Annotated in this window: 19 protein-coding genes and 1 riboswitch; of the genes, 5 read left to right on the top strand and 14 right to left on the bottom strand. The window is 71.4% G+C overall.

What is annotated here, in order from left to right:
- Positions 1 to 45: 45 nt before the first annotated feature.
- From E1200_RS11960 to E1200_RS11935, 6 genes are all read right to left on the bottom strand, one after another.
- Positions 46 to 609: a hypothetical protein gene (locus E1200_RS11960; RefSeq protein WP_131951924.1), complete on the bottom strand. Its 564-nt coding sequence runs from the start codon at positions 607 to 609 to the stop codon at positions 46 to 48.
- A gap of 318 nt (positions 610 to 927) precedes the next feature.
- Positions 928 to 1,680 carry an FkbM family methyltransferase gene (locus E1200_RS11955; protein WP_131951923.1) on the bottom strand — a complete coding sequence of 251 codons (753 nt, stop codon included), beginning with the start codon at positions 1,678 to 1,680 and terminating at the stop codon, positions 928 to 930.
- Between the two features lie 77 nt (positions 1,681 to 1,757).
- On the bottom strand, positions 1,758 to 2,906 hold the full coding sequence (locus tag E1200_RS11950; RefSeq protein WP_131951922.1) for an acyl-CoA dehydrogenase family protein: 1,149 nt from the start codon (positions 2,904 to 2,906) through the stop codon (positions 1,758 to 1,760).
- Between the two features lie 2 nt (positions 2,907 to 2,908).
- A complete protein-coding gene (locus tag E1200_RS11945; RefSeq protein ID WP_207933306.1) occupies positions 2,909 to 3,832 on the bottom strand; it encodes a hydroxymethylglutaryl-CoA lyase in 924 nt (307 codons plus the stop codon).
- 2 nt (positions 3,833 to 3,834) lie between these two features.
- Positions 3,835 to 5,772 (bottom strand): biotin carboxylase N-terminal domain-containing protein, encoded by a 1,938-nt coding sequence (locus E1200_RS11940; RefSeq protein ID WP_131951920.1) that lies wholly within the window; start codon positions 5,770 to 5,772, stop codon positions 3,835 to 3,837.
- A gap of 7 nt (positions 5,773 to 5,779) precedes the next feature.
- The gene (locus E1200_RS11935; RefSeq protein WP_131951919.1) at positions 5,780 to 7,393 is read right to left on the bottom strand and encodes a carboxyl transferase domain-containing protein; all 1,614 of its coding nucleotides are present in this window, start codon (positions 7,391 to 7,393) and stop codon (positions 5,780 to 5,782) included.
- Positions 7,394 to 7,471: 78 nt separating this feature from the next.
- On the opposite strand from E1200_RS11935, the gene E1200_RS11930 reads away from it, so the two are divergent.
- The 3 genes from E1200_RS11930 (at position 7,472) to E1200_RS11920 (ending at position 11,243) form a co-directional block, all read left to right on the top strand.
- Complete coding sequence (locus E1200_RS11930; RefSeq protein ID WP_131951918.1) at positions 7,472 to 8,107, top strand: TetR/AcrR family transcriptional regulator; 636 nt, start codon at positions 7,472 to 7,474, stop codon at positions 8,105 to 8,107.
- Positions 8,108 to 8,233: 126 nt separating this feature from the next.
- Complete coding sequence (locus E1200_RS11925; protein WP_131951917.1) at positions 8,234 to 9,781, top strand: AMP-binding protein; 1,548 nt, start codon at positions 8,234 to 8,236, stop codon at positions 9,779 to 9,781.
- 88 nt (positions 9,782 to 9,869) lie between these two features.
- Complete coding sequence (locus E1200_RS11920; protein WP_131951916.1) at positions 9,870 to 11,243, top strand: chromosome segregation ATPase; 1,374 nt, start codon at positions 9,870 to 9,872, stop codon at positions 11,241 to 11,243.
- 117 nt (positions 11,244 to 11,360) lie between these two features.
- Here the strand turns inward: E1200_RS11920 and E1200_RS11915 are convergent, their stop codons facing one another.
- The 7 genes from E1200_RS11915 to E1200_RS11885 all read right to left on the bottom strand — a co-directional run bounded on the left by E1200_RS11915 (position 11,361) and on the right by E1200_RS11885 (position 18,259).
- Positions 11,361 to 12,074, bottom strand: coding sequence for an adenosylcobinamide amidohydrolase (locus E1200_RS11915; RefSeq protein ID WP_347813213.1), 714 nt, complete (start codon positions 12,072 to 12,074; stop codon positions 11,361 to 11,363).
- The gene (locus tag E1200_RS11910) at positions 12,071 to 12,841 is read right to left on the bottom strand and encodes an ABC transporter ATP-binding protein (RefSeq protein ID WP_131951915.1); all 771 of its coding nucleotides are present in this window, start codon (positions 12,839 to 12,841) and stop codon (positions 12,071 to 12,073) included. The genes E1200_RS11915 and E1200_RS11910 overlap by 4 nt, the downstream gene beginning before the upstream one ends.
- Positions 12,838 to 13,908 (bottom strand): iron ABC transporter permease, encoded by a 1,071-nt coding sequence (locus E1200_RS11905; protein ID WP_131951914.1) that lies wholly within the window; start codon positions 13,906 to 13,908, stop codon positions 12,838 to 12,840. The genes E1200_RS11910 and E1200_RS11905 overlap by 4 nt, the downstream gene beginning before the upstream one ends.
- A 22-nt stretch (positions 13,909 to 13,930) precedes the next feature.
- Positions 13,931 to 14,848, bottom strand: a complete 918-nt coding sequence (locus E1200_RS11900; RefSeq protein ID WP_131951913.1) for an ABC transporter substrate-binding protein — start codon at positions 14,846 to 14,848, stop codon at positions 13,931 to 13,933.
- Between the two features lie 82 nt (positions 14,849 to 14,930).
- Positions 14,931 to 15,055, bottom strand: a riboswitch (cobalamin riboswitch).
- Between the two features lie 113 nt (positions 15,056 to 15,168).
- Positions 15,169 to 16,080 (bottom strand): LLM class F420-dependent oxidoreductase, encoded by a 912-nt coding sequence (locus E1200_RS11895; protein WP_131951912.1) that lies wholly within the window; start codon positions 16,078 to 16,080, stop codon positions 15,169 to 15,171.
- Positions 16,081 to 16,480: 400 nt separating this feature from the next.
- Positions 16,481 to 16,792, bottom strand: a complete 312-nt coding sequence (locus E1200_RS11890) for a hypothetical protein (RefSeq protein WP_131951911.1) — start codon at positions 16,790 to 16,792, stop codon at positions 16,481 to 16,483.
- A gap of 195 nt (positions 16,793 to 16,987) precedes the next feature.
- Positions 16,988 to 18,259: a VOC family protein gene (locus tag E1200_RS11885; protein WP_131951910.1), complete on the bottom strand. Its 1,272-nt coding sequence runs from the start codon at positions 18,257 to 18,259 to the stop codon at positions 16,988 to 16,990.
- 282 nt (positions 18,260 to 18,541) lie between these two features.
- On the opposite strand from E1200_RS11885, the gene E1200_RS11880 reads away from it, so the two are divergent.
- Positions 18,542 to 19,336: an alpha/beta fold hydrolase gene (locus E1200_RS11880; RefSeq protein WP_165950291.1), complete on the top strand. Its 795-nt coding sequence runs from the start codon at positions 18,542 to 18,544 to the stop codon at positions 19,334 to 19,336.
- Between the two features lie 126 nt (positions 19,337 to 19,462).
- Positions 19,463 to 20,578 (top strand): hypothetical protein, encoded by a 1,116-nt coding sequence (locus E1200_RS11875; protein ID WP_131951909.1) that lies wholly within the window; start codon positions 19,463 to 19,465, stop codon positions 20,576 to 20,578.
- 129 nt (positions 20,579 to 20,707) lie between these two features.
- Here the strand turns inward: E1200_RS11875 and E1200_RS11870 are convergent, their stop codons facing one another.
- Positions 20,708 to 21,064 (bottom strand): MmcQ/YjbR family DNA-binding protein, encoded by a 357-nt coding sequence (locus E1200_RS11870; RefSeq protein ID WP_131951908.1) that lies wholly within the window; start codon positions 21,062 to 21,064, stop codon positions 20,708 to 20,710.
- Positions 21,065 to 21,186: the final 122 nt, after the last annotated feature.

Genomic DNA, 21,186 nt, shown 5'->3' with positions numbered 1-21,186 from the left:
GTGGGCCGACGGCACGTACTCGAAGGACAGGGCGGGCGGTGGTCGTCATGCCACCAGGTCAGTGAGGAGGCTTCTGACGCGCTCGCGTCGGTAGGAGGGGACTACCTGGTCCCGTTCCCGTCGTGCGATGAGGACGGCGTCGAAGAAGCGGGCCGCCCGCGCGACCTCTACGGCCGCATGGTCGACATTGCCCAGCTTTCTCTCCTGAAGCCACCGCGACACTTCTGACCAGGACCAGAGGCTGCCGCGCTTGCGCTCGATGACCGGTGTGGGGAAGCCGCCGCCGCCACGCGTCCCGGACGTCCAGTGCGAGACTGCCGCCGCGCTCACGCCGGCCCGGTCGGCGATGGTCTCGATGTCAACGAGGTCTTCGGTCACGCCGGTGACGTCCAGACCGGCGGCCTCGACCTGCTCGATCGCCGACACGATGGCGATGACGGCATCCTCGGCTTCGCGGGAGAACTCGACCTCGCCACCGCGCTCATCCCCGGCGATCAGCGCATCGACACCGCCGCTCTGCTGCAGGAGGCCGTACAGCTTGTCCGAGATGGCGGCCAGTTCCGTTGCCGGAAAGCCTCTGGTCTTGATGGTGAACCAGTAGGTGTTCATCAGGTCTCCTCCCCGTCGACGGTCCGGGCGATCGCCGGGCATAGACGGATGCGCCTGCGAATCTTCTGGATCTCGTGCTCCGGTACTCGTGGCGACCCGTTGATCGAGAACGGGTTACAGCAGTGCCGTCCGCCCGGGCACTTGACGGTGGCGTAGCAGTGAGCGTGCGGGCCGCATAGTTCGACGGTGCACCCGAGCTCCCTCAGCGCCTTGACTTCGGCATCGATCTCTTTCGCAGGCACACTGTTAGGTTAAGGCAACACCTGTAAGAGTAAGGCTACTTTAGCTCTGAAGGCAAGACCCTTCAGGGGCGGCGGGTCAGTTGCGGAGGCGGGCGTAGATGTCGCCGGAGCGGCCTCGGGGGCGGATCTTCTCCAGGCGGCGTTCCAGGGTGGCTGCGTCGAGCCAGCGGGGGCTGGCGAACTTCATCGTTTCGATGGGGGAGTAGTTGTAGACGTAGCCGCCTGCGGAGCTGCCCAGGCGCTCCACGTGGCGGAGTGCTTCCAGGGTGGCGTCGTGGGCAGACGGGACGTACTCGAAGGACAAGGCGGGGACGGGGTGGGTCAGACCCGCCAGGACGTCTGCCTCGTAGCCCTCTACGTCGATCTTGCAGAAGGCCGGTACGCCGTGGGCGGCGATCAGGTCGTCCAGTGTGGTGACCTCGATTTCGAGGGTCTGGTCCCAGCGGACGTGGGCGAAGCTGCTGTCCGTCGTCACCGACTCGATCCAGTCGGGGGACATCGAGGAGACCGTGGGCGTCGCCGTCGAGAGCGCCAGTTCCGCGCGGCCCGGCTTCGCTCCTGCGGCGCCGGGGACGATCGTGACGTCCTCGTCGCGGCCGTAGAAGAGGCGCAGGACGCTCAGGCAGTCGGGCTGGGGCTCGACCGCTACCACGCGGGCGCCGAGGTGCCGCCATACGCGTATCCGGCCGCCGACGTGCGCGCCGATGTCGAACGCGAGATCGCCGGGGCCCAGGAACTCGCCGTAGAGGCGCTTCGCGCGTCGGTGCTTGCCCGGGACGCCGTAGTACATGACCAGGGAGCGGGCGATGCCGTATGCGCGCTGGAGCATTCGCCGACCCTACCGCGCTCCTGCGGGGCGGGCCGTGCAACAGATCGCGGGGGCGGCCCCGGCCGGTGGCGTGCGCGTCAGGACGGGGGGAGGCCGAGGGCGCGGGCGATCAGCATGCGCTGGACCTCCGAGGTGCCCTCGCCCACTTCGAGGATCTTGGCGTCGCGGTAGAAGCGGCCGACCGCGTACTCGTTCATGAAGCCGTAGCCGCCGAAGATCTGGGTGGCGTCGCGGGCGTTGTCCATGGCGGCGTTGGACGAGACGAGCTTGGCGATCGCCGCCTCCTTCTTGAACGGCTCGCCGGCGAGGAGCTTCGCGGCCGCGGCGTAGTAGGCCAGGCGGGCGGTGTGGGCGCGCATCTCCATGTCGGCGATCTTGAACTGGATCGCCTGGTAGCGGCCGATCTCCTTGCCGAACGCCTCCCGCTCGCGGACGTAGCGGAGGGACTCGTCCACGCAGCCCTGGGCGAGGCCGACCGACAGCGCGGCGATCGCGATGCGGCCCTCGTCCAGGATGCGGAGGAACTGGGCGTAGCCGCGGCCGCGCTCGCCGACGAGGTTCTCGGCGGGGACGCGCACGTCGTCGAAGGACAGCTCGCGGGTGTCGGACGCCGACCAGCCGACCTTGGAGTACTTGCGCCCGACCGTGAAGCCGGGCGTGCCGTTCGGGACGATGATCGTGGAGATCTCGCCGTCGCCGGTGAAGGCGGTGACCGTCACGAACGCGGTGATGTCGGTGCCGGAGTTGGTGATGAACGACTTCGAGCCGTTGATCACCCAGGTGTCGCCGTCCAGCCGGGCCGTGGTGCGCATGCCGCCGGGGACGTCGGACCCGCCGCCCGGCTCGGTCAGCCCGAACGCCGCCAGTTTCTCCCCGGACGTCAACTGCGGCAGCCACCGCTTCTTCTGCTCCGGCGAGCCGAACCGGTAGATCGGCATGGCGCCCAGCGAGACCCCGGCCTCCAGCGTGATCGCGACCGACGAGTCGACGCGGGCGAGCTCCTCCAGGGCCAGGCACAGCGCGAAGTAGTCGCCGCCCATGCCGCCGTGCTCCTCGGGGAACGGCAGCCCGAACAGGCCCATCCGGCCCATCGCGGCGACGATCTCGTACGGGAACTCGCCGCGCTCGTAGAGGTCCCCGATGACCGGTGCGACGGTGTCGCGGGCGAACCGCTCGACCGTGCTCCGCAACTCCTCCTGCTCGTCACTGAGCGTGAAGTCGATCATTACTACTCCGGTTTCGGTGAGAGGGCCTGGACGACGCGGGACGGGCTGGGGCGGCCGAGGCGGCGGGCCATCCAGTGGCTCGTCTCGACGAGCCTGCCGAGGTCGACGCCGGTGTCGATGCCGAGGCCGTGCAGCATCCAGACGAGGTCCTCGGTGGGGAGGTTGCCGGTGGCGCTCTCGGCGTACGGGCAGCCGCCGAGGCCGCCCGCCGACGAGTCGACGCAGGTGACGCCGGCGCGGAGGGCGGCGAGGGTGTTGGCGAGGGCCTGCCCGTAGGTGTCGTGGAAGTGGACGGCGAGCCGCTCGGTGCCGATGCCCGCGGCGCCGAGCGCCTCGATCAGGGCGGTGACGTGGCCGGGCGTGCCGACGCCGATGGTGTCGCCGAGGCTGAGCTGGGAGCAGCCGAGGTCCATCAGCCGGGACGCGACCGACACGACCTGCTCGATGGGGACGTCGCCCTCCCAGGGGTCGCCGCACACCATCGAGATGTAGGCGCGCACCCAGAGCCCCTCGCGGTGGGCGCGCTCGACGACGGGCGCGAACATCTCGATCGACTCGGCCACGGTGCGGTTCAGGTTGCGGCGGGCGAACGCCTCGGTGGCGCTGCCGAAGATCGCGATCTCGGTGACGCCGTTGCGCAGCGCCCGTTCGAGGCCCCGCGCGTTCGGGACGAGGACGGGGTAGCGCAGGTCGGGGGAGCGGGGCAGCACGTTGAGGAGGTCCTCGGCGTCGGCGAGCTGCGGCACCCACTTCGGGTGGACGAAGCTGGTCGTCTCGATCGTGCGCAGCCCCGCGGCGGCCAGCCGGGTCACGAACTCGGACTTGACGTCGACGGGGACCACCGCCTTCTCGTTCTGCAGCCCGTCCCGCGGCCCGACCTCGTAGATCGAGACACGCCTCGGAAGGCCGGAGAGAGGTACCCGCATCGTCATTCCTCCTCGATCACGGCCAGCACGGCGTCGAGGGCGACCTGCGCGCCCGCGCGTACCGGCAGTTGCGTCACCGTGCCGGACAGCGGCGCGGTGACGGCGTGCTCCATCTTCATCGCCTCGACGACCACGAGCGGCTGCCCCGCCGACACCCGGTCGCCCTCGGCCGCCTTGACGGCCAGGACGGTGCCCGGCATCGGGCTGCGCAGCACCCCGTCGCCCGCCGCGGCGGACGCGGCGCCCGCCTCGGCGCGGACGTGCTCGCTCAGCGCCCATGCGTGCCCGTCGCGGCCGAGCCACAGCGTGTGCCCGTCGCGGGCGGCCTCGAACGAGGTCGTCCTGCCAGCGTAGGCCAGGGTGAAGGGCGCGGTGAGCGAGGCCGCGACCGGGGCGCCGCCGCCGATCGCGACGCGGGCGTCCGCGGCGCGCCCCTGCACGCGGACCTCGACGGGTTCGCCGCCGGACGGGGTGATGATCCACGGCGCCCAGGCGTGCGCGCCGGGACGCCAGCCGTCCGGGATGTCCCAGGGGTCGTCTCCGGTCTCCAGGGCGCGCATCCGTTCGAGCGCGGCGGCGGCCAGCACCTCGGGCGGGACGGCCGCGCCGGACACCAGGTCGTCCAGGACGCGCTCGACCAGCCCGGTGTCCAGATCGCCCGAAACGACCGACGGGTGGCGCACCAGCGCCCGCAGGAACGCGACGTTCGTCGGGACGCCCAGCAGCGTGTAGGAGGCCAGGGCCCGGTCAAGGCGGTGCAGGGCCTCGGCGCGGTCGGCGCCGTGCACGATGACCTTGGCGAGCATCGGGTCGTAGGAGCCGCCGACCTCGGTGCCGGTGTCGAGACCGGAGTCGACGCGGGCGCCGGCCGGCTCGGTCAGGGCCAGGACGCGTCCGCCGGTCGGGAGGAACCCGCGCGCGGGGTCCTCGGCGTAGATGCGGGCCTCGATCGAGTGGCCGTTGAGACGGACGTCGTCCTGGGTGAGCGGGAGCGGCTCGCCTGCCGCCACCCGGAGCTGCAGCTCGACCAGGTCGAGGCCGGTGACCAGCTCGGTGACCGGATGCTCGACCTGGAGGCGGGTGTTCATCTCCATGAAGTAGAACTCGCCGGGGCGGTCGGCGGACACGATGTACTCGACCGTCCCGGCGCCCGCGTACCCGACGGCGCGGGCCGCGGCGACGGCGGCGGCGCCCATCCGGTCCCGGGCGGCGGCGTCCAGCAGCGGGGACGGCGCCTCTTCGACGATCTTCTGGTGCCGGCGCTGCAGGCTGCATTCGCGCTCGCCCAGGTGGACCGCGTTGCCGTGGGCGTCCGCGAAGACCTGGATCTCGATGTGCCGGGGGTTCTCGACGAACCGCTCGGCGAGCAGCGTGTCGTCGCCGAACGAGCCGAGCGCCTCGCGGCGGGCGGACGCGATGGCCTCGGGCAGGTCCGCCGCCGCGCGGACGAGCCGCATCCCCTTGCCGCCGCCGCCCGCGGACGGCTTCAGCAGCACCGGCAGCCCGATCTCCAGCGCGGCGGCCTTCAGTTCGGCGTCTGTAAGGCCCGCTTCGTCGCGGCCGGGGACGACGGGGACGCCGGCGGCCGCGACGGTCCGCTTCGCGCGGATCTTGTCGCCCATCGCCTCGATCGCCTCGGCCGGCGGGCCGATGAACACGAGGCCCGCCTCGCCGCACGCCCGCGCGAACTCCGGGTTCTCCGCGAGGAAGCCGTACCCCGGATGCACGGCCGACGCCCCGGAGTCGCGGGCCGCCGCCAGCACGGCCTCGATGTCCAGGTACGAGGGGACGCGCAGGGCCTCGTCCGCCTCCCGGACGTGCCGCGCCCCGGCGTCGGCGTCGGTGTGGACGGCGACCGCCCGGACACCGAGCCGCCGCAGCGTGCGGAAGACGCGGACGGCGATCTCCCCGCGGTTGGCGACCAGGACGCTGTCGAACATCACACCCTCACATCCGGAAGACGCCGTAGCCGACCGGCTCCAGCGGCGCGTTGGCGGCGACCGACAGCCCGAGCCCCAGCACGCGGCGGGTGTCGAGCGGGTCGATCACCCCGTCGTCCCACAGCCGCGCCGTCGAGTAGTACGGGTTGCCCTGCGCCTCGTACTGCTCGCGGATCGGGGCCTTGAAAGCCTCTTCGTCCTGCACGGGCCACTCCTCACCGCGCGCTTCCATCTGGTCGCGGCGGACGGTCGCGAGCACGCTGGCGGCCTGCTCGCCGCCCATGACCGAGATGCGGGCGTTCGGCCACATCCACAGGAAGCGCGGCGAATAGGCGCGGCCGCACATGGCGTAGTTGCCGGCGCCGAACGAGCCGCCGATGACGACGGTGAACTTCGGGACGCGGGCGCAGGCGACGGCGGTGACCATCTTCGCGCCGTGCTTGGCGATGCCGCCCGCCTCGTACTCCCGCCCGACCATGAACCCGGTGATGTTCTGCAGGAAGACGAGCGGGACGCTGCGCCGGTCGCACAGCTCGATGAAGTGCGCTCCCTTCTGCGCTGACTCGCTGAACAAAATGCCGTTGTTGGCGATGATCCCGACCGGATGGCCGTGAACGCGGGCGAAGCCGGTGACGAGCGTCGGCCCGTACTCCTTCTTGAACTCCTGGAAGCGGCTGCCGTCCACGATCCGGCCGATGACCTCGCGCACGTCGTAGGGGGTGCGCGGGTCGGGCGGGACGATCCCGTACAGCTCGCCCGGATCGAGGGCCGGGGCCTCGGCCGGCGCGACGTCCCAGGGGCGCGGTTCGCGCGGGCCGAGGGTGGCGACGATGTCGCGGACGATCCGCAGCGCATGCGCGTCGTCCTCGGCGAGGTGGTCGGTGACCCCCGACGTGCGGGAGTGCAGTTCGCCGCCGCCCAGTTCCTCGGCCGTGACGACCTCGCCGGTGGCCGCCTTCACCAGCGGCGGCCCGCCCAGGAAGATCGTCCCCTGGCCGCGGACGATGACGGCCTCGTCGCTCATCGCCGGGACGTACGCGCCGCCCGCCGTGCACGACCCCAGCACCGCCGCGATCTGCGGGATGCCGCGCTCCGACATCGTGGCCTGGTTGTAGAAGATGCGGCCGAAGTGCTCGCGGTCGGGGAACACCTCGTCCTGCCGGGGCAGGAACGCGCCGCCGGAGTCGACCAGGTAGACGCAGGGGAGGCGGTTGTGGAGCGCGACCTCCTGGGCGCGCAGATGCTTCTTCACCGTGACCGGGTAATAGGTGCCGCCCTTGACGGTGGCGTCGTTGGCGACGACGACGCATTCGCGGCCGGAGACCCGCCCGATCCCCGTGATGATCCCGGCGCCGGGGGCCTCGTCCCCGTACATTCCGGTCGCGGCGAGCGGAGACAGTTCCAGGAAGGGCGATCCGGGGTCGAGGAGCGTGTCGACGCGGTCGCGGGGGAGGAGCTTGCCGCGGGCGACGTGCCGCTCGCGCGCCCGCTCGGGGCCGCCGCGCCCGGCCCGGTCGATGCGCTCGCGCAGCTCCGCGACGAGGGCCTCGTTGTGCGCGGCGCTCGCCTTGAACGCCTCGGCCGCCGTGTCGGCGGGGGAGCCGGTCTCGGGTCCGCTCATGACCCCCCTTTCCGGTTAACGAGCGTTAACAATGCCGATGTTAACCATCGTTAACAACTCTAGTCTAGACTGGCGCGCATGACGTCCCGCCCCGCCGGGGCGGCCGCCGGGCCCGACTCCCCGGCGGGCCCGCCCAACCCGCGCCGGGCCGAGATCCTCGGCGCCGCGGCGGAACTGTTCGCGCGCCGCGGCTACCACGGCGTGTCCATCGGCGACCTCGGGCGCGCCGTCGGCCTCACCGGGCCCGCCCTCTACCGGCACTTCAGCGGCAAGGAGGCCGTGCTCGCCGAGATGCTCCTCGACATCAGCGAGCGGCTGCTCGCCGAGGGCGTCCGCCGCGCCGCAGGCCCCGACCCCGGCCGCGCCCTGGACGCGCTGCTGAGCTGGCACATCGCGTTCGCCCTCGACAACCCCGCGCTGATCACCGTCCACGAGCGGGAGCTGGACAACGTCCCCGAGCCGCAGCGCCACCGGATCCGCCGCCTGCAGCGCGCCTACGTGGAGGAATGGGTCGCCGTCCTGCGCCGCCTCCACCCCGGCCTGCCGGACGGCCGCACCCGCGCGGCCGTCCACGCCTGCTTCGGCCTGCTCAACTCGACCCCGCGCAGCGCCGCCGGGCTCGGCCGCGACGCGATGGGCGGCCTCCTCCACACCATGGCCCGCGCCGCCCTGGACGGGGCCGGCCTGGACGGGGCCGGCCGCGGCGCCGTCTGACCTGGTCCGGACCGGTCCCGCCGGTCAGGAGAAGTCCCCCGAATCCTTGACGTGGCCGTGCCGTACTAGGTCAGATGTACCAAAGGTCATTTCTTGACCATCTGACCCCGGACAGAGGAGTGCCGTATGGGCGTCGAGGGTGTCGGCTTCTACGAGATCGCGCAGAATCACCCGGACCGCCCGGCGATCCTGGCCCCCGGGGACCCGATGACCTACGGCGAGATGCACGCCGAGGTCAACCGCCTGTCGAACGCGCTGGGCGGGCTCGGGCTGGAGCCCGGTGACTCGCTGGCGACCGTCCTCAGCAACCGGCCAGAGTTCCTGATCGTCCTGCTGGCCGCGTTCCAGAGCGGGCTGTACCTCGTGCCCGTCAGCCGCCACCTGACCACGCCCGAGATCGGGTACATCCTGGCCGACAGCGGCGCCAAGGCCGTCGTGACCGAGAGCGCGTTCGCCGACGTCGTGACGGGCGCGGCCGACGAGGCGGGCATCCCCGCCGAGGGACGCGTGAGCGTCGACCCGGCCGAGGGCTACGGCACCCTGGCCGCGCTCTGCGCCACGGGCGGCGCCGAACCGCCCGGCAAGCGGCAGATGGGCTCGATCATGCTCTACACGTCCGGGACGACGGGCCGGCCGAAGGGCGTCCGGCGGCCGCTCCTCGACGTCCCGCCGGAACTCGTCCTCGACGTCATGAAGCAGACGCTGATCAAGCACCTCGGCCTGGAACCCGGCGACGAGGTGCACCTCGCTATCGGGCCGCTCTACCACTCCGCGCCGTGCGTCCACGCGCTGATGTCGCTCAACCTCGGGCACGCCCTCGTCGTCGTCCCGCACTTCCGGCCGGAGGAGACGCTGGAGCTGATCCAGCGGCACGGCGTGACGAACTCGTTCATGGTGCCGACGATGTTCCACCGCATGCTCGCCCTGCCCGACGACGTCCGCGCCCGCTACGACCTGTCGTCGCTGCGGCAGATCTACCACAGCGCCGCGCCCATCCCCGTCGAGACCAAGCAGCGGATGATGGACTGGTGGGGGCCCGTGCTCTATGAGTACTACGGCAGCACCGAGAGCGGCCCGGTCGTCGTCGCGACCCCCGAGCAGTGGCTCGCGCGCCCCGGCACGGTCGGGCGCGCGGTCGAGGGCGTGCAGATCAAGATTTTCGACGCGGAGGGCGCCGAGCTGCCGCCGGGCGAGACCGGCCTGATCTACGCGACCGGCCAGCCGGGGTTCGAGTACCACGGCGACCCCGGCAAGACCGCGGCCGCCATGCGCGGCGACTTCTACACCCCCGGCGACCTCGGCCACATCGACGAGGACGGCTGGCTGTTCATGAGCGACCGCCGCACCGACCTCATCATCGCCGGCGGCGTGAACATCTACCCGGCCGAGATCGAGAACGCCCTGCTGCAGCACCCGTCGGTCGGCGACGTCGCCGTCATCGGCGTCCCGGACGACGACTGGGGGCAGGTCGTGGTCGCGCTCGTGGAGCCGGCCGAGGGCGCCGTCGCCGGCGACGCCCTCGCCGCCGACCTGCTCGCGCACTGCGAGCCCCGGCTGGCGAAACTGAAGCACCCGCGCCGCATCGAGTTCCGCGACTCGCTGCCGCGGACACCGTCCGGCAAGCTCAGCCGGCGCCGCGTCAGGGAGGACTACCTGGGGGAGAACGCGGGCTGAGGTACCCGGGGGCCGCCGGGGAGGGACGGGGCCGAAGTCGTTGCCGGGATCGTCGAACGCCTCCGGGAGCCGCTGCGTACAACGGGACATGAAGGACCAGAAGGTCGCCCCGTTCGACGACGTGGCCCCGACCCCTTCCCCGACGAAGACCGACCTTCCCGTCATCCCCGACTCCGCCCTCCATCCCGACCCGGCCTCCTCCTTCACGGGGTCCGCGTCCGAGTCCCGCGGTGACTTCGGCGCGGACCCGGCGCCCAGCGGCGAATCACCCGCGGAAACGACGCAGGCGCTGCCGGAGATGGTGCAGGCGTACGGCGATCTCGCGCCGCGGCGTGCGGCGGGCGACGACGACCGCGCCGGTGTCGCACGCCTCGGCGAACCGGTCGCGGTATGGCCGTGCGCCGGCTGCGGACGGCCCGTGCCGCAGCCGGTGCGCGGCGCCCGCACCGTCCGCTACTGCCAGGACGCCGACGGCACCTGCGAGCGCTCCGCCCGGGACGTCCGCGAACGCGGCCGGGAGGCTCCCGGCCTGACCGGCCAGGTCGCGTGGGCCTGGGAGATGGTCGAGCGGCTGGAGGGCGCCGCGGACCGGCTCGCCGGCTCCCTCATGTCCGAGCTGAGCGTCGCCGGCGTCGAACGCCGCATCGCCGACGCCCAGGCCGACGCCGCCGGGCACATCGCGGTCGCGCAGCGCGAACGCGACGCGTCGCAGCGGCAGGCCGAGATCGCCTGGCGGGAGACCGCCACCGCCCGCACCCGCGCGGACGCCGCCGAACAGGAGGCCGCGGCCGCCCGCGCCGAGAACGAGCGGCTCACCGCCGAACTCGACGCCGCCCGCCGCGAACGGCAGGAGGCCGGGGAGGAGGCCGACGCGGCCGGCGCCGCCCGGCTCGCCGCGGAACGCGAACGCGACCGCTTCGCCTCCCGCGAAGGCGAACTGCTCGCCTCCCTGGAGAACGCCCGCGCGGAACTCGTGTCCCTGCACGGGCGGCTGTCGGAGGCCGAGACCCTCGTCGAGTCGCGGCGCTTCGAGGCGGAACGCGCGAAGCGCACCACCGAGGACCTGCGCTCCGCCGTCCGCGACGCCGAGGCCAAACGCGGCCAGGCCGTCGCCGACCTCGACCAGTCCCAGGCGCGGGCCCGCGAACTCGAACAGCACAACTGGCAGCTCACCCGCACCGCCGAGGAACTGCGCGCCGCGGTGAAGGCGCTGACCGCCGAACGCGACGCCGCCCGCTCCGAGGCCGACCGCGCCCGCCGCCGGGTCGACGCGCTCACCACCCTCGCGGGCGGGCCCCGCGACGGCGGCCCCCGCCCGATGGTCGACCGGGAACCGCCGACGGGGCTGCACCAGATGCCGCCGGCGGGCGGCTCGTCCCTGGACTTCGGGGACCCGCTCGCCACCGATCCCGCGCGGAACGGCGGGCGGCACAACGGACGCCACCTTCCCTACGCCGGCTGACGGTCATGCCGGCCGACCGAAGCACCGCGAGGAGGTGAGGCCCTTCCCAGACTGCACTGGCCCTGAGCCGGCCGCCGTACCGCACCGGGGTGGTACGGCGGCCGGCGCCTGCCGCGATCAGCCCGGAGCCTTGTTCCGGATGTTCAGGTACACGGTGTAGTCGAGGGCACCCGCGAGGACGGCCGCATGCACGGCCCGCGCGATCCGACCCCCCCAGACCGACCGCGGCCCCGCGAACACCTCCACCTCCGTGCCGCCACCCACGCGACGTGCGGCGATGCAGATCGCGTCGGATGCGGTGCCCGTGCAGGGGTATCCGGCCTCTAGAAGGGCCTGGGTCTTGGCTTCGGTGGCCGTCATGACCGCGTTCACCAGTGCCGCGTCGCTCAGCGGCACGGGCACGGCCACGACGATGTTGACGGTTCCGGGGGACCACGCCGGAGGGGACGACCCGTCCAGGTGGATCGGGGCCAGCTCAGGATCCGGCCGGTCGGCAGGGGACGCGGCCCAGGTCGGGACGCGGAGCCCCACCGTCGCCGAGACCTGCACGCCTTCATCCTGGCGCCGCATGGTCCGGGAGACCGAGGCCGCGGTGAGCATCCCGACGCCCGGCCCGGCCAAGCCGTACGAGGCCGCGAGCTCCTCCAGGTGCGCGACCGGGTCCATCCGCGAGTAACCGCCCGCGACCTGCGCGTTCAGCACCCAGCGGGCGGGGCCGAGTCCGCCGCCGAGCATCGCCGACGAGATCATCCGGTACCCGTCGCCCGCCCGCCACACCGTCGCGGCGAGGCGGGCGCCGTCCTCCTCGCGCCACACCGTCTCGATGTTCACGGACGCTCCAGCGACAGGACCGGCCGCCCGCCGGCGCCGGGGGTCACCCGCACCCGGGCGTCGAAATGCTCCTCGACGGCGGCGCGGGTGAGGACCTGCGCGGGCTCGCCCGCCACGGCCACCCGCCCGGCCGAGAGGAGGACCAGCCGGTCGGCGTACTGACCCGCCAGCGTCAGATCGTGGATGGTCGTCACCACCGTCAGCCCGTCCGACAGCCGCAGCCGGTCGATCAGCTCCATGACCTGCTGCTGGTGGCCGATGTCGAGGGCGGCGGTCGGCTCGTCCAGCAGCAGCACCGACGTCTGCTGCGCCAGGGCCCGCGCCAGCACCACCCGCTGCCGCTCACCGCCCGAGAGGTGACCCAGGAGACGGTCCGCGAATGCGGCGAGGTCCAGGCGGTCGAGGACCTTCGCGGTGACGGCCCGGTCCCGCGCGCCCTCCCGTCCCAGGTGGGGGATGTACGGAGACCGGCCGAGGAGCGTGTAGTCGAACACCGTCATCCCCGCCGGAAGCTTCGGGGTCTGCGGTGTGTAGGCGATCAGCTGGGCGCGCTGCCGCGGCTTCAGCGTCCCCAGGTCCATGCCCGCCACGGTGACCTCGCCGTGCGACGGGACCAGGCCGAGGACGGCGCGCAGCAGCGTCGACTTGCCCGCTCCGTTCGGGCCGATGATCGCCGTCCACGACCCGGCGGGGACGTCCAGCGACACCCCCTGCAGGACCGGCCGCCCGTCCAGGGCCACGTCCAGGCCCTTCACCAGCACGGTCACATTTGCACCTCCCTGCGGCTCGCGCGCAGTACCGCGACGAAGAACGGCCCGCCGACGAACGCCGTCACCACACCGAGCGGCAGTTCGGCGGGCTCGACCACCGTCCGCGCGACGAGGTCCGCCATGCCGAGGAAGGCGGCTCCGCCCAGCAGCGACAACGGCAGCACGATCCGGTACGAACTGCCCGCCAGGCGGCGCACCACGTGCGGCACCACGATCCCGACGAACCCGATCAGCCCGCTGACCGCGACCGCGCAGGCCGTCGCCAGCGACGCCGCGACCAGCACCGTCATCCGCACCCGCGTCGCCGACAGGCCGAGCGACGCCGCCTCCTCGTCGCCGACGCTCAGCACGTCCAGCAGCCGGCCGTGCGCGAGCAGCACCACCGTCGACACCAGCGAGTACGGGGCGATCAGCGCGAGCTGCCGCCAGTCCGCCGACCCGACGCCGCCCAGCAGCCAGGAGAAGATCCGGTGCAGTTCCTCCGCCTTGACCTGCTGCAGGAACGTCTGCACCGAGGCCAGGAAGGACGACACCGCGACCCCGGCCAGCACCAGCGTCGCCGCGCCGTTCGCGTGTCCCGCCGCGCTGCCCAGCACATACGCCAGGAGCACGCCGGAGATGGCGCCGACGAACGCGGCGAGCGGCACCGCGTAGCCGGGATCACCCGGCATCAGCACGATCACCATCGTCGCGCCGACACCCGCGCCCGCCGCCGCGCCCAGCAGGTACGGGTCGGCGAGCGGGTTGCGGAACACGCCCTGGTACCCGGCGCCCGCCATCGCGAGCATCCCGCCGACCAGCGCCGCCATCAGCGCCCTCGGCACCCGCAACTGGAACAGGACGTTCTCGTCGAGGACACCGAGGCCGCTGTCGACGTCCACCAACGGAAGCCGGTCGGCGAGCGCCTTCAGCACCCCGCCGACCGGCAGGCCGGCCGCGCCGACCAGCACCCCCGCCAGCAGCGTCGCCGCGAGCAGCAGCACCGCCACCGCGAGCGAGACCGGCCGGAGCCTGGCCCGCCCGGCCGGACGTTCCCGGACGTCCCGGGGAAGCCGCGGTTTCACGGCCGGCCGTCCAGTGCTCTGATCACTGGACCTTCTGCACCGCGTCGCCGATCGCCTTGACGAACTCGGGCAGGCGGGGACCCCAGCGGGACGCGATGGCGTCGTCGAGCTCGACCACGCCGCCGTTCTTGACCGCCTTCAGATCCGACCAGCCGGGGCGCTTGGCGAGGGTCTCGGCGTTCTGGCCGCAGCACACGGTGTCGGCGAGGAAGATCAGGTCGGGGTCCTGCTTGAGCAGGAACTCGCGCGACAGCTGCGGGTACCCGCTGCTCGCCTTCTCCGCCTCGTCGGCGATGTTGCGGAGGCCGAACAGCCCGTAGACCTGGCCGGCGAACGTCTTCGACGTCAGCGAGTGCAGCTGGTTGTCCAGCTCGTGGTAGTACGTGAGGCCCTTGGCCTGGGACGAGGCGTCGACGGTCTCCTTGATGCTCGCCTTCATGTCGGTGATGAGCTTCTCCGCCTCGTCGGCGTGCCCGGTGGCCAGCCCGAGGTCGCGGATCTCGTCGTACGCCTCGTCGAGATTGTTGGCCGCCGGCTCCAGCAGGACGGGGATCTTCACCTTCTCCAGCGCCTTGACGATGCCGTTCAGGTCGTCGGACACCACGACGAGGTCCGGCTTGTACTCGATGACCGCCTCGGCGTTCGGCTGGTACCCCGACAGCTTCGTCTTGGGCGCGTTCGGGGGGTAGTCGGAGTAGTCGTCCACCGCGACCACCTGCGGCCCGGCGCCGATCGCGAACAGCGTCTCGGTGTGGGCGGGGGACAGCGACACGATCCGCTCGGGCTTGGCCGGGACGGTCACCGCCCCGTTGGCGGCCTGAACCGTGACCGCCTGGGCACCGGACCTCTTGTCACCGGACGAATCCGTGCCGCCACCACATCCGGTGGCCAAAGCGGCGACGAGCACGATCACCGCGCCGAGGGAACGGACGGGTCTCACAGGAGCCTCCTGGCTACAGGGAAGCCGCGGCCCGCACATGACGGGTCGCCCTTCCACGAGGGTCGACAATCGTCGGCGCGCAAGGAGGCGACCTGGCTCGGCCCGCTCTCCTAGCGGGCTCCACAGTTGCGGGACAGCGCCGGATTTCCACCGGACTTCGCTCCTGGCGCGCAGCATCGCAACGCTATCAGCCCTTAATCCCACACAACCGCCCACATCCCCCACCGCAACGCCAGCTCACCGGACCAGGTGAGCTCCTGCGTGCGGTGGTGGTGGCGGCCGACCGTTCAGCGGTCGGTGGCTGCCGTGTGCGGTCGGAATCAGCCGGCCATGTAGGACTTGAGGAACTCTCTCGTCCTGCCGCGGCCCTCGCCGGGGACGTACTCGGCCGCGACGAAGTCGGTGACGCCGGCTTTCGCCAGCTCGTCCAGTTTGGCCGCGACCCTGTCCTCGTCACCGACGATGGCCAGGTCGGCGGGGCCGCCCACGCCCTCGCGGTCCATCATCGCTCGGTACGACGGCAGCATCCCGTACATCTCAAAGGTCTGGCCCGCCTGCTCCCGCGCCTGCTCGACCTCGTCCGTGACGCAAACCGGCAGGACGCACACCACCCGCGGTTCCGGTCGCCCCGCCGCCTTGGCCGCCCCGGTGATGGTCGGCACGATGTGCTCGCGGACGGTGACGGGCCCGGTCATCCACAGGACGGTGCCGTCCGCTCTTTCCGCCGCCAGCTTGAGCATCTTGGGACCGAGCGCCGCGAGGAGAACCGGCACCCGTCCTTCGTTCGGCACGGAAAGGCCGATGTTGCCCTGGAGCGTCTCGCCCTTGAACGCCGCGCTATCGCCCGCCAGCAGCGGCAGCAGGACCGACAGGTACTCGTCCATGTGACGCAGCGGCCGACCGAAGTCGTACCCGTACATGTCCTCGATGACGATCTTGTGTGACAGCCCGATGCCGAGGGTGAACCGCCCTTGCAACGCGAGCGCCGTCGTCCTCGCCTGCTGCGCCATGACCGCGGGGTGCCGCGGGTACGTCGGCACCACCGCGGTGCCGAGCTCGATGCCCGGCACGCCGCTCCCGGCGACGGCCAGCGCCATCTGCGCGTCCAGTCCGAAGATCTGCGAGATCCACGCGGAGGCGAACCCGTCGTCCGCGGCGCGCCGCACATCATCCGCCAGCTTGCCGAGCGCATCGGCCTCGCCGCGTTCGACCAACAGAGCACCAATACGCACAGCGACCTCCTCAGATCACCTTGATCTTTACACACCGCCCGCCACCGCCACAGCCCGCCCAACCGATTCGCCACACCGCCCCACGTCGGCGGCGAGCAGCCCAACGGCCCCCGGATGCATACACGGCGTGTGCCGCTTCCGTCGGCGGAGGGAGATCGACACCATATCGACGACATCGTCCGGCTCATCGATAGCAGCCGACTGAAACCGGCGCGGCTCGTTGGTGACCAGCAGCCCCGACAGCCCCGGGTTACGGACGTGGCGGCGTCATTGAGCGCGTCCAGCTCGCTCCCTGGATCTGCGAAGTGGTGGCAAGTAGTGCGACAGCTTCCGGGTGCGGACACGGCGGTGTGACCGTAACGGGTCTACGGTCATGTTCTGATTCCTCGCTTAGGTCCCCTCATCGTCTGTCGGGGTCGCCGTTTCGCGGCGCATACCTTTCCGCCAGTTTCCGGTCGTTCTCGGCCCATTTGAGATGGCGCCGCGCCGACTGCCGGTGTGCCTCGGCCTCTTCCGGATGGGCGTCGGCCATCTCCTCCAGCAGTCGCGCGGCCCGCTCATGCGCCTGCGCCGAGGAGACCATCGTCTGACGTGCGTAGTCACCGGCCGTTCCCTCGACGGGAACCGCGACGCCGTCTTCGCCGTCCCGCGAAGTCTCGCGCGCCTTCACGCACACCGCGCGATCGTCGCCGCCCGCACCGACCGGGCCCAAGTCCGTAGATCACCCCGCCCTGGAGACACAACGGACTACGTACCCTGCGCGCTCCCTATTCAGCCACGCAGTGGTGCCCGATATCCACCTTCCGGAGTTAGGGATGATCCCCTGTTTGTCGGGTTTGGGGTGATTCTTTGGCCTTGGTGGTGGGTGGTTTCGGTGTGTGTTGTGGCGTGTGCTTTTCGGGCTGAGTCAGTGTTGGGCCAGGTAGAACTGAGTGCCTTGGTTGTCGGTGCATTGCGCGGTGATGCCGTAGGGCTGGCGGGCGGGCTCTGTTGCAGTGCCGCCGGCCTCGTGGACGCGGGAGACGGCGGACTGGATGTCGTCGACCGCGTACATCGGGACCACCACGGGACGTTCGGTGCCGCCGTGCATGCCGGTCATCGGCTGTATCTCTGTGCCGCCGAGCTGGACGCTCCAGCCGCCCGGGGTGTGGCCCGGGGTGAACTCCCAGCCCAGGACGGTGCTGTAGAAGGCGTGGGCGCGGGCGATGTCCGGGACGCCGATCGTCAGGTAGGAGATCTCTCCGTGCTGGGGGGTGAGCCCGGCCCGTGCCGCGAGTTCGCGCTCGACGGGGCTGGGCGGTTGGTAGACCGAGAACTCCATGCCCTGGTCGTCCGTGCACATTGCGGAAAGACCGTAGGGCTCTTCGGTCGGTTCCTGGGCGCGGCCGCCCGCGTCGCGGATCCGGCGGCTCGTCTCGTGGACGTCCTCTACGGCGAAGGCCAGGTATGCGGTGCGGTGCTGCTGACCGCCGAACATACCGATGTGCTGCTCGGGCAGCCCCTCGACCTGACGGGCGGACGGGTCGCTCCCAGGTACCGCGTGCCATCCCAGGACGGCGCCATAGAACTCGGTGGCGAGGTCGACGTCCGGGACCCAGATCGAGGCGTACCCGACATCGCCATGGCGTAGGTGGGACGGCTCGGGGGCGGGCGGTGTCGTGATCATCCAGCGGTGTCCGAACGGGTCCGTGACCACGCCGTTGCGGCCGTGGGGAGAGTCCGCCACTGGCCGGTCGGGGGTGGCGCCGAGTTCGACGGCGCGGGAGAAGACCACGTCGACGTCTGGGACCCGCAGGTAGAGCGACTGGCTCGGGCCGCCGCGTGCCCTGGGGCCGAGCAGCCCGATCTCGGGGAACTCGTCGGCGAGCATCATGATGGAATCGCCGAGCGCCAGTTCCGCGTGACCGACGCGTCCGTCGTCCATGACGACGGGTTCGTCGCGGACCTCCGCGCCGAACGCGTCCGCGTACCAGCGCAGGGCGCGCTCTCCATCGTCCACGCAGAGGTACGGCGTGAGCGTACGCATTTGCGCGGTTGTTTCCTGGGTGGTGGTGGTCATGGTGTCTCCCGTGGGTTGCAGCAGCGCGCGCTGCAGGCGTTCCCGCAGCCGCGCCGCGAAGATGGGGTCGGGGGCGACCGGGACGATCGGGGAGCGGAGAGCCTCCAGCGGATCGGTCATCGTGGCCCTCCTTGTCCGCCGCCGTGCCCGGGGCGCCGTCTCCCGCGAACCTCAACCTGCTCTCCTGCCTACGTAGGGATCGGGTCGGCATCCCCGCCTTCAGACGGGGGAGGACGTCGCATACCTCCATCGTTCGACGGGCCGCTTCTCCGACGGGTGGGCACCGGAAAATTCGGGAAGTTGCCGGTGATCTTCGTGGGAGGGCGTTCCCGCTGGTCAGTGCGCCGGCCGGCTATTGAAGAGTTGACGGGGGCGCTCATGACCACGGGTTGATGCCCGATCATGGAGATCGTGGTGATGCCCGAATCTCTCACGCTGTACACCGCCGACGACGTCCGGATCGACGCAGGTCACCTGAGGGGCGGCGGCGATCTGTGCTTCGTCCTGGCGCACGGTTTCACATGCTCATGGCGGCAGCCCGCGCTTCGCCGGATCGCCGGTGTCCTCAACGGGCAGGGCGGGGTGATCGGGCTCGACTTCCGTGGACACGGCAAGTCCGGTGGCCGCTCCACCGTCGGCGACCGTGAGGTGCTCGACATCGAGGCGGCTGTCGCCGCGGCCCGCCGCAGAGGCTATGAGCGGATCGTCGTGACGGGGTTCTCCATGGGCGGTGCCGTCGGTATCAGGCACGCGGCCTTGCGCGGTGGGGTCGACGCAGTGGTGTCCGTCAGCGCGCCTGCTCGCTGGTACTACCGCGACACGGTGCCGATGCGGCGTGTGCACTGGGCCATCGAACGACGCGCCGGCCGGCTGGCCGTCCGCCTTGCCCGCGGTACCCGGATCGCCCGGGATGGGTGGGACCCCGTGCCGGAAGCCCCACACGAGGTCGTCGGACGGATCGCTCCGGTGCCGCTCCTCATCGTCCATGGGGACGCGGATGCCTTCTTTCCTCTTGAGCACGGTCGGCAGTTGTACGAAGCCGCGGACGAACCGCGTGAACTGTGGGTCGAACCGGGGTTCGGCCATGCGGAAGTGGCCGCCACGCCGCAACTGATCAAGCGCATCGGCGATTGGGCGGCCGTCGCCGTCGGGGGTGAGGGCGGCGGCCGGCATGCGTCCGGCTCGGTCGGACGGTGACTCGGCGGGCGTGGGGTCACCCGTCGCATTACGCTGACTCCCTCTCTGACCTGCGGCTATCCAGAGTTATCCACATTGTCGCGACCGCCTTACCGGCCGTTGCCGGACCGGCCATCATCGGTGCTCATGGACGGATTCAGCCTTTCCTGGAAGCGAACACCCGCCGGTTCGATCGTCCCCGTCGGGCACGGTGTGGACCGTGTCCCCGTGCAAGGAGCCTCGATCGCCGCGCGAGCCGCCGCGCTCAGCAGCCTCTTGCCAGAGGAGATGGTCATGGTCCGCCGCACCGCGGCTTGGATCTGGGGGCTCGATGTCTTACCGCCGGGAGTGGACGAGGCCGACTGGGAGATCGAGTTGGTCGTACCGGCGAGGACCCGAAGCCCGTCCGACCTTTCCCGGGCGTCAGATTCCGCTGCAGCTGGAGCGACGGAGGAGACGCCGATCGCATCTGCGGCGTCCGGGACGGTCTCCGGTGCGTTGGCGGACTCGGGTGACGGGGCGCCGGCGCCTACTGTCCCGCCGCCGGATCGGGACGGGACGCCTACCTCCGCGCGTCTGTCCAACGGCCCGGGTGGCTCACTGCTGAGCTCGAACGGCTCGGCCTTGGTCGGTGCAGACGCCGTGCTGGTTCCGGCGGAGCATGTGGTGGAGGAGGCCGGTGTTCGCATCACATCCCTCACCAGGACGGCTCTGGACTGCGCCCGCTGGTTGCCTCGCTACGAAGCGGTCGCGGCATTGGACCAGTTCCTTCGGCAGGGAGTGGCCACCGAAGAGCTCGCCAAGATGGCTCGGGCCTTGCCCGGCTATCGCGGCAACAAGCGCCTGCGTGAGGTGATCCGCCTCAGCGACCGCGGTGCGGCCTCACCCGGTGAGAGCTGGACCCGGGTCGCGGTCATCAGGTCTGGGTTCCCGCGCCCGGAGACGCAAGTCGCGGTCATGGGTCCGCATGGGAACTGGTTATACGTCGACCTCGGATATCCCGAGTTCCGTGTCGGTCTCGAATACGACGGCGAGCGTCATCACAGCGGCCGGGCGGCCCGCGCGCACGACCGGCGTAGACGTGCGTGGCTGGCCAAGGAGATGGGGTGGGAGATCATTCCTGTCACCAAGGACTTCTTACACCGTCCGGCGCCCTACTGGGAGGCTCTGCTCACCGCGATGCTGCACCGGGGCTGGGCGCCCGATGACGCGACGATGAGCCGTCTGGCCGTCCGGCTGGCTCGACTCGCCCGTCAACGGTGACACGTCCGGTGCAGGGTCGGGTCAAGGCGTAGACCTTGATGGGCGAGGGTCTACGCGCTGGCTCGCCTGGGGATGTCCTCGATGCTGGGGTGGGGGTCGTGGTTCTGCGGGTGGACGAGGGCGAGGGGACTACTGGTCTTCGAGTAGCTTCACCAGGCGTTTCGGGGCGACGAGGCGGTAGCTGTCCTCGATGAGCTCGGTCATCTCGTCCCAGTCGTGGTCGACGTTGAGGTGGGCGCCTACCCATCCTTTGCTTCCCACGTACTTCGGGACGAAGAAGCGCTCGGGAGCCTCCGCAACCAGGGCCTCCTGCACTCCCGGGCCAGCCTTGAAGGTCATCGAGAGACTGTCCTCACTGGTCATCACGAACAGCTTGTCGCGAACTCTGAAGGAGGGCGCCGTGTGCCCGCCGAACGGCTTTTCCGTCGTCTCTGGAAGTGAGAGGCAGATCTCCCGTATCCGCTCCTGCGCGTCCCTGTTGCTCATACCGGGCCTTCCCCGTGGTCGTGGTCGCCGCCCTCTAGGTGCCGGGCGTCCTCTCCAGGCGTCGGCCAGCCGGCGGTCCCGATCAATCGTAGGCGTGACCGGGTACGAGGACGGGGGCGAGG

This window comes from Actinomadura sp. GC306, assembly GCF_004348665.1.
GTDB lineage: Bacteria > Actinomycetota > Actinomycetes > Streptosporangiales > Streptosporangiaceae > Spirillospora.
Note: the sequence above shows the minus strand (reverse complement) of the source record. Positions and strands in the feature narration are given on the sequence as shown.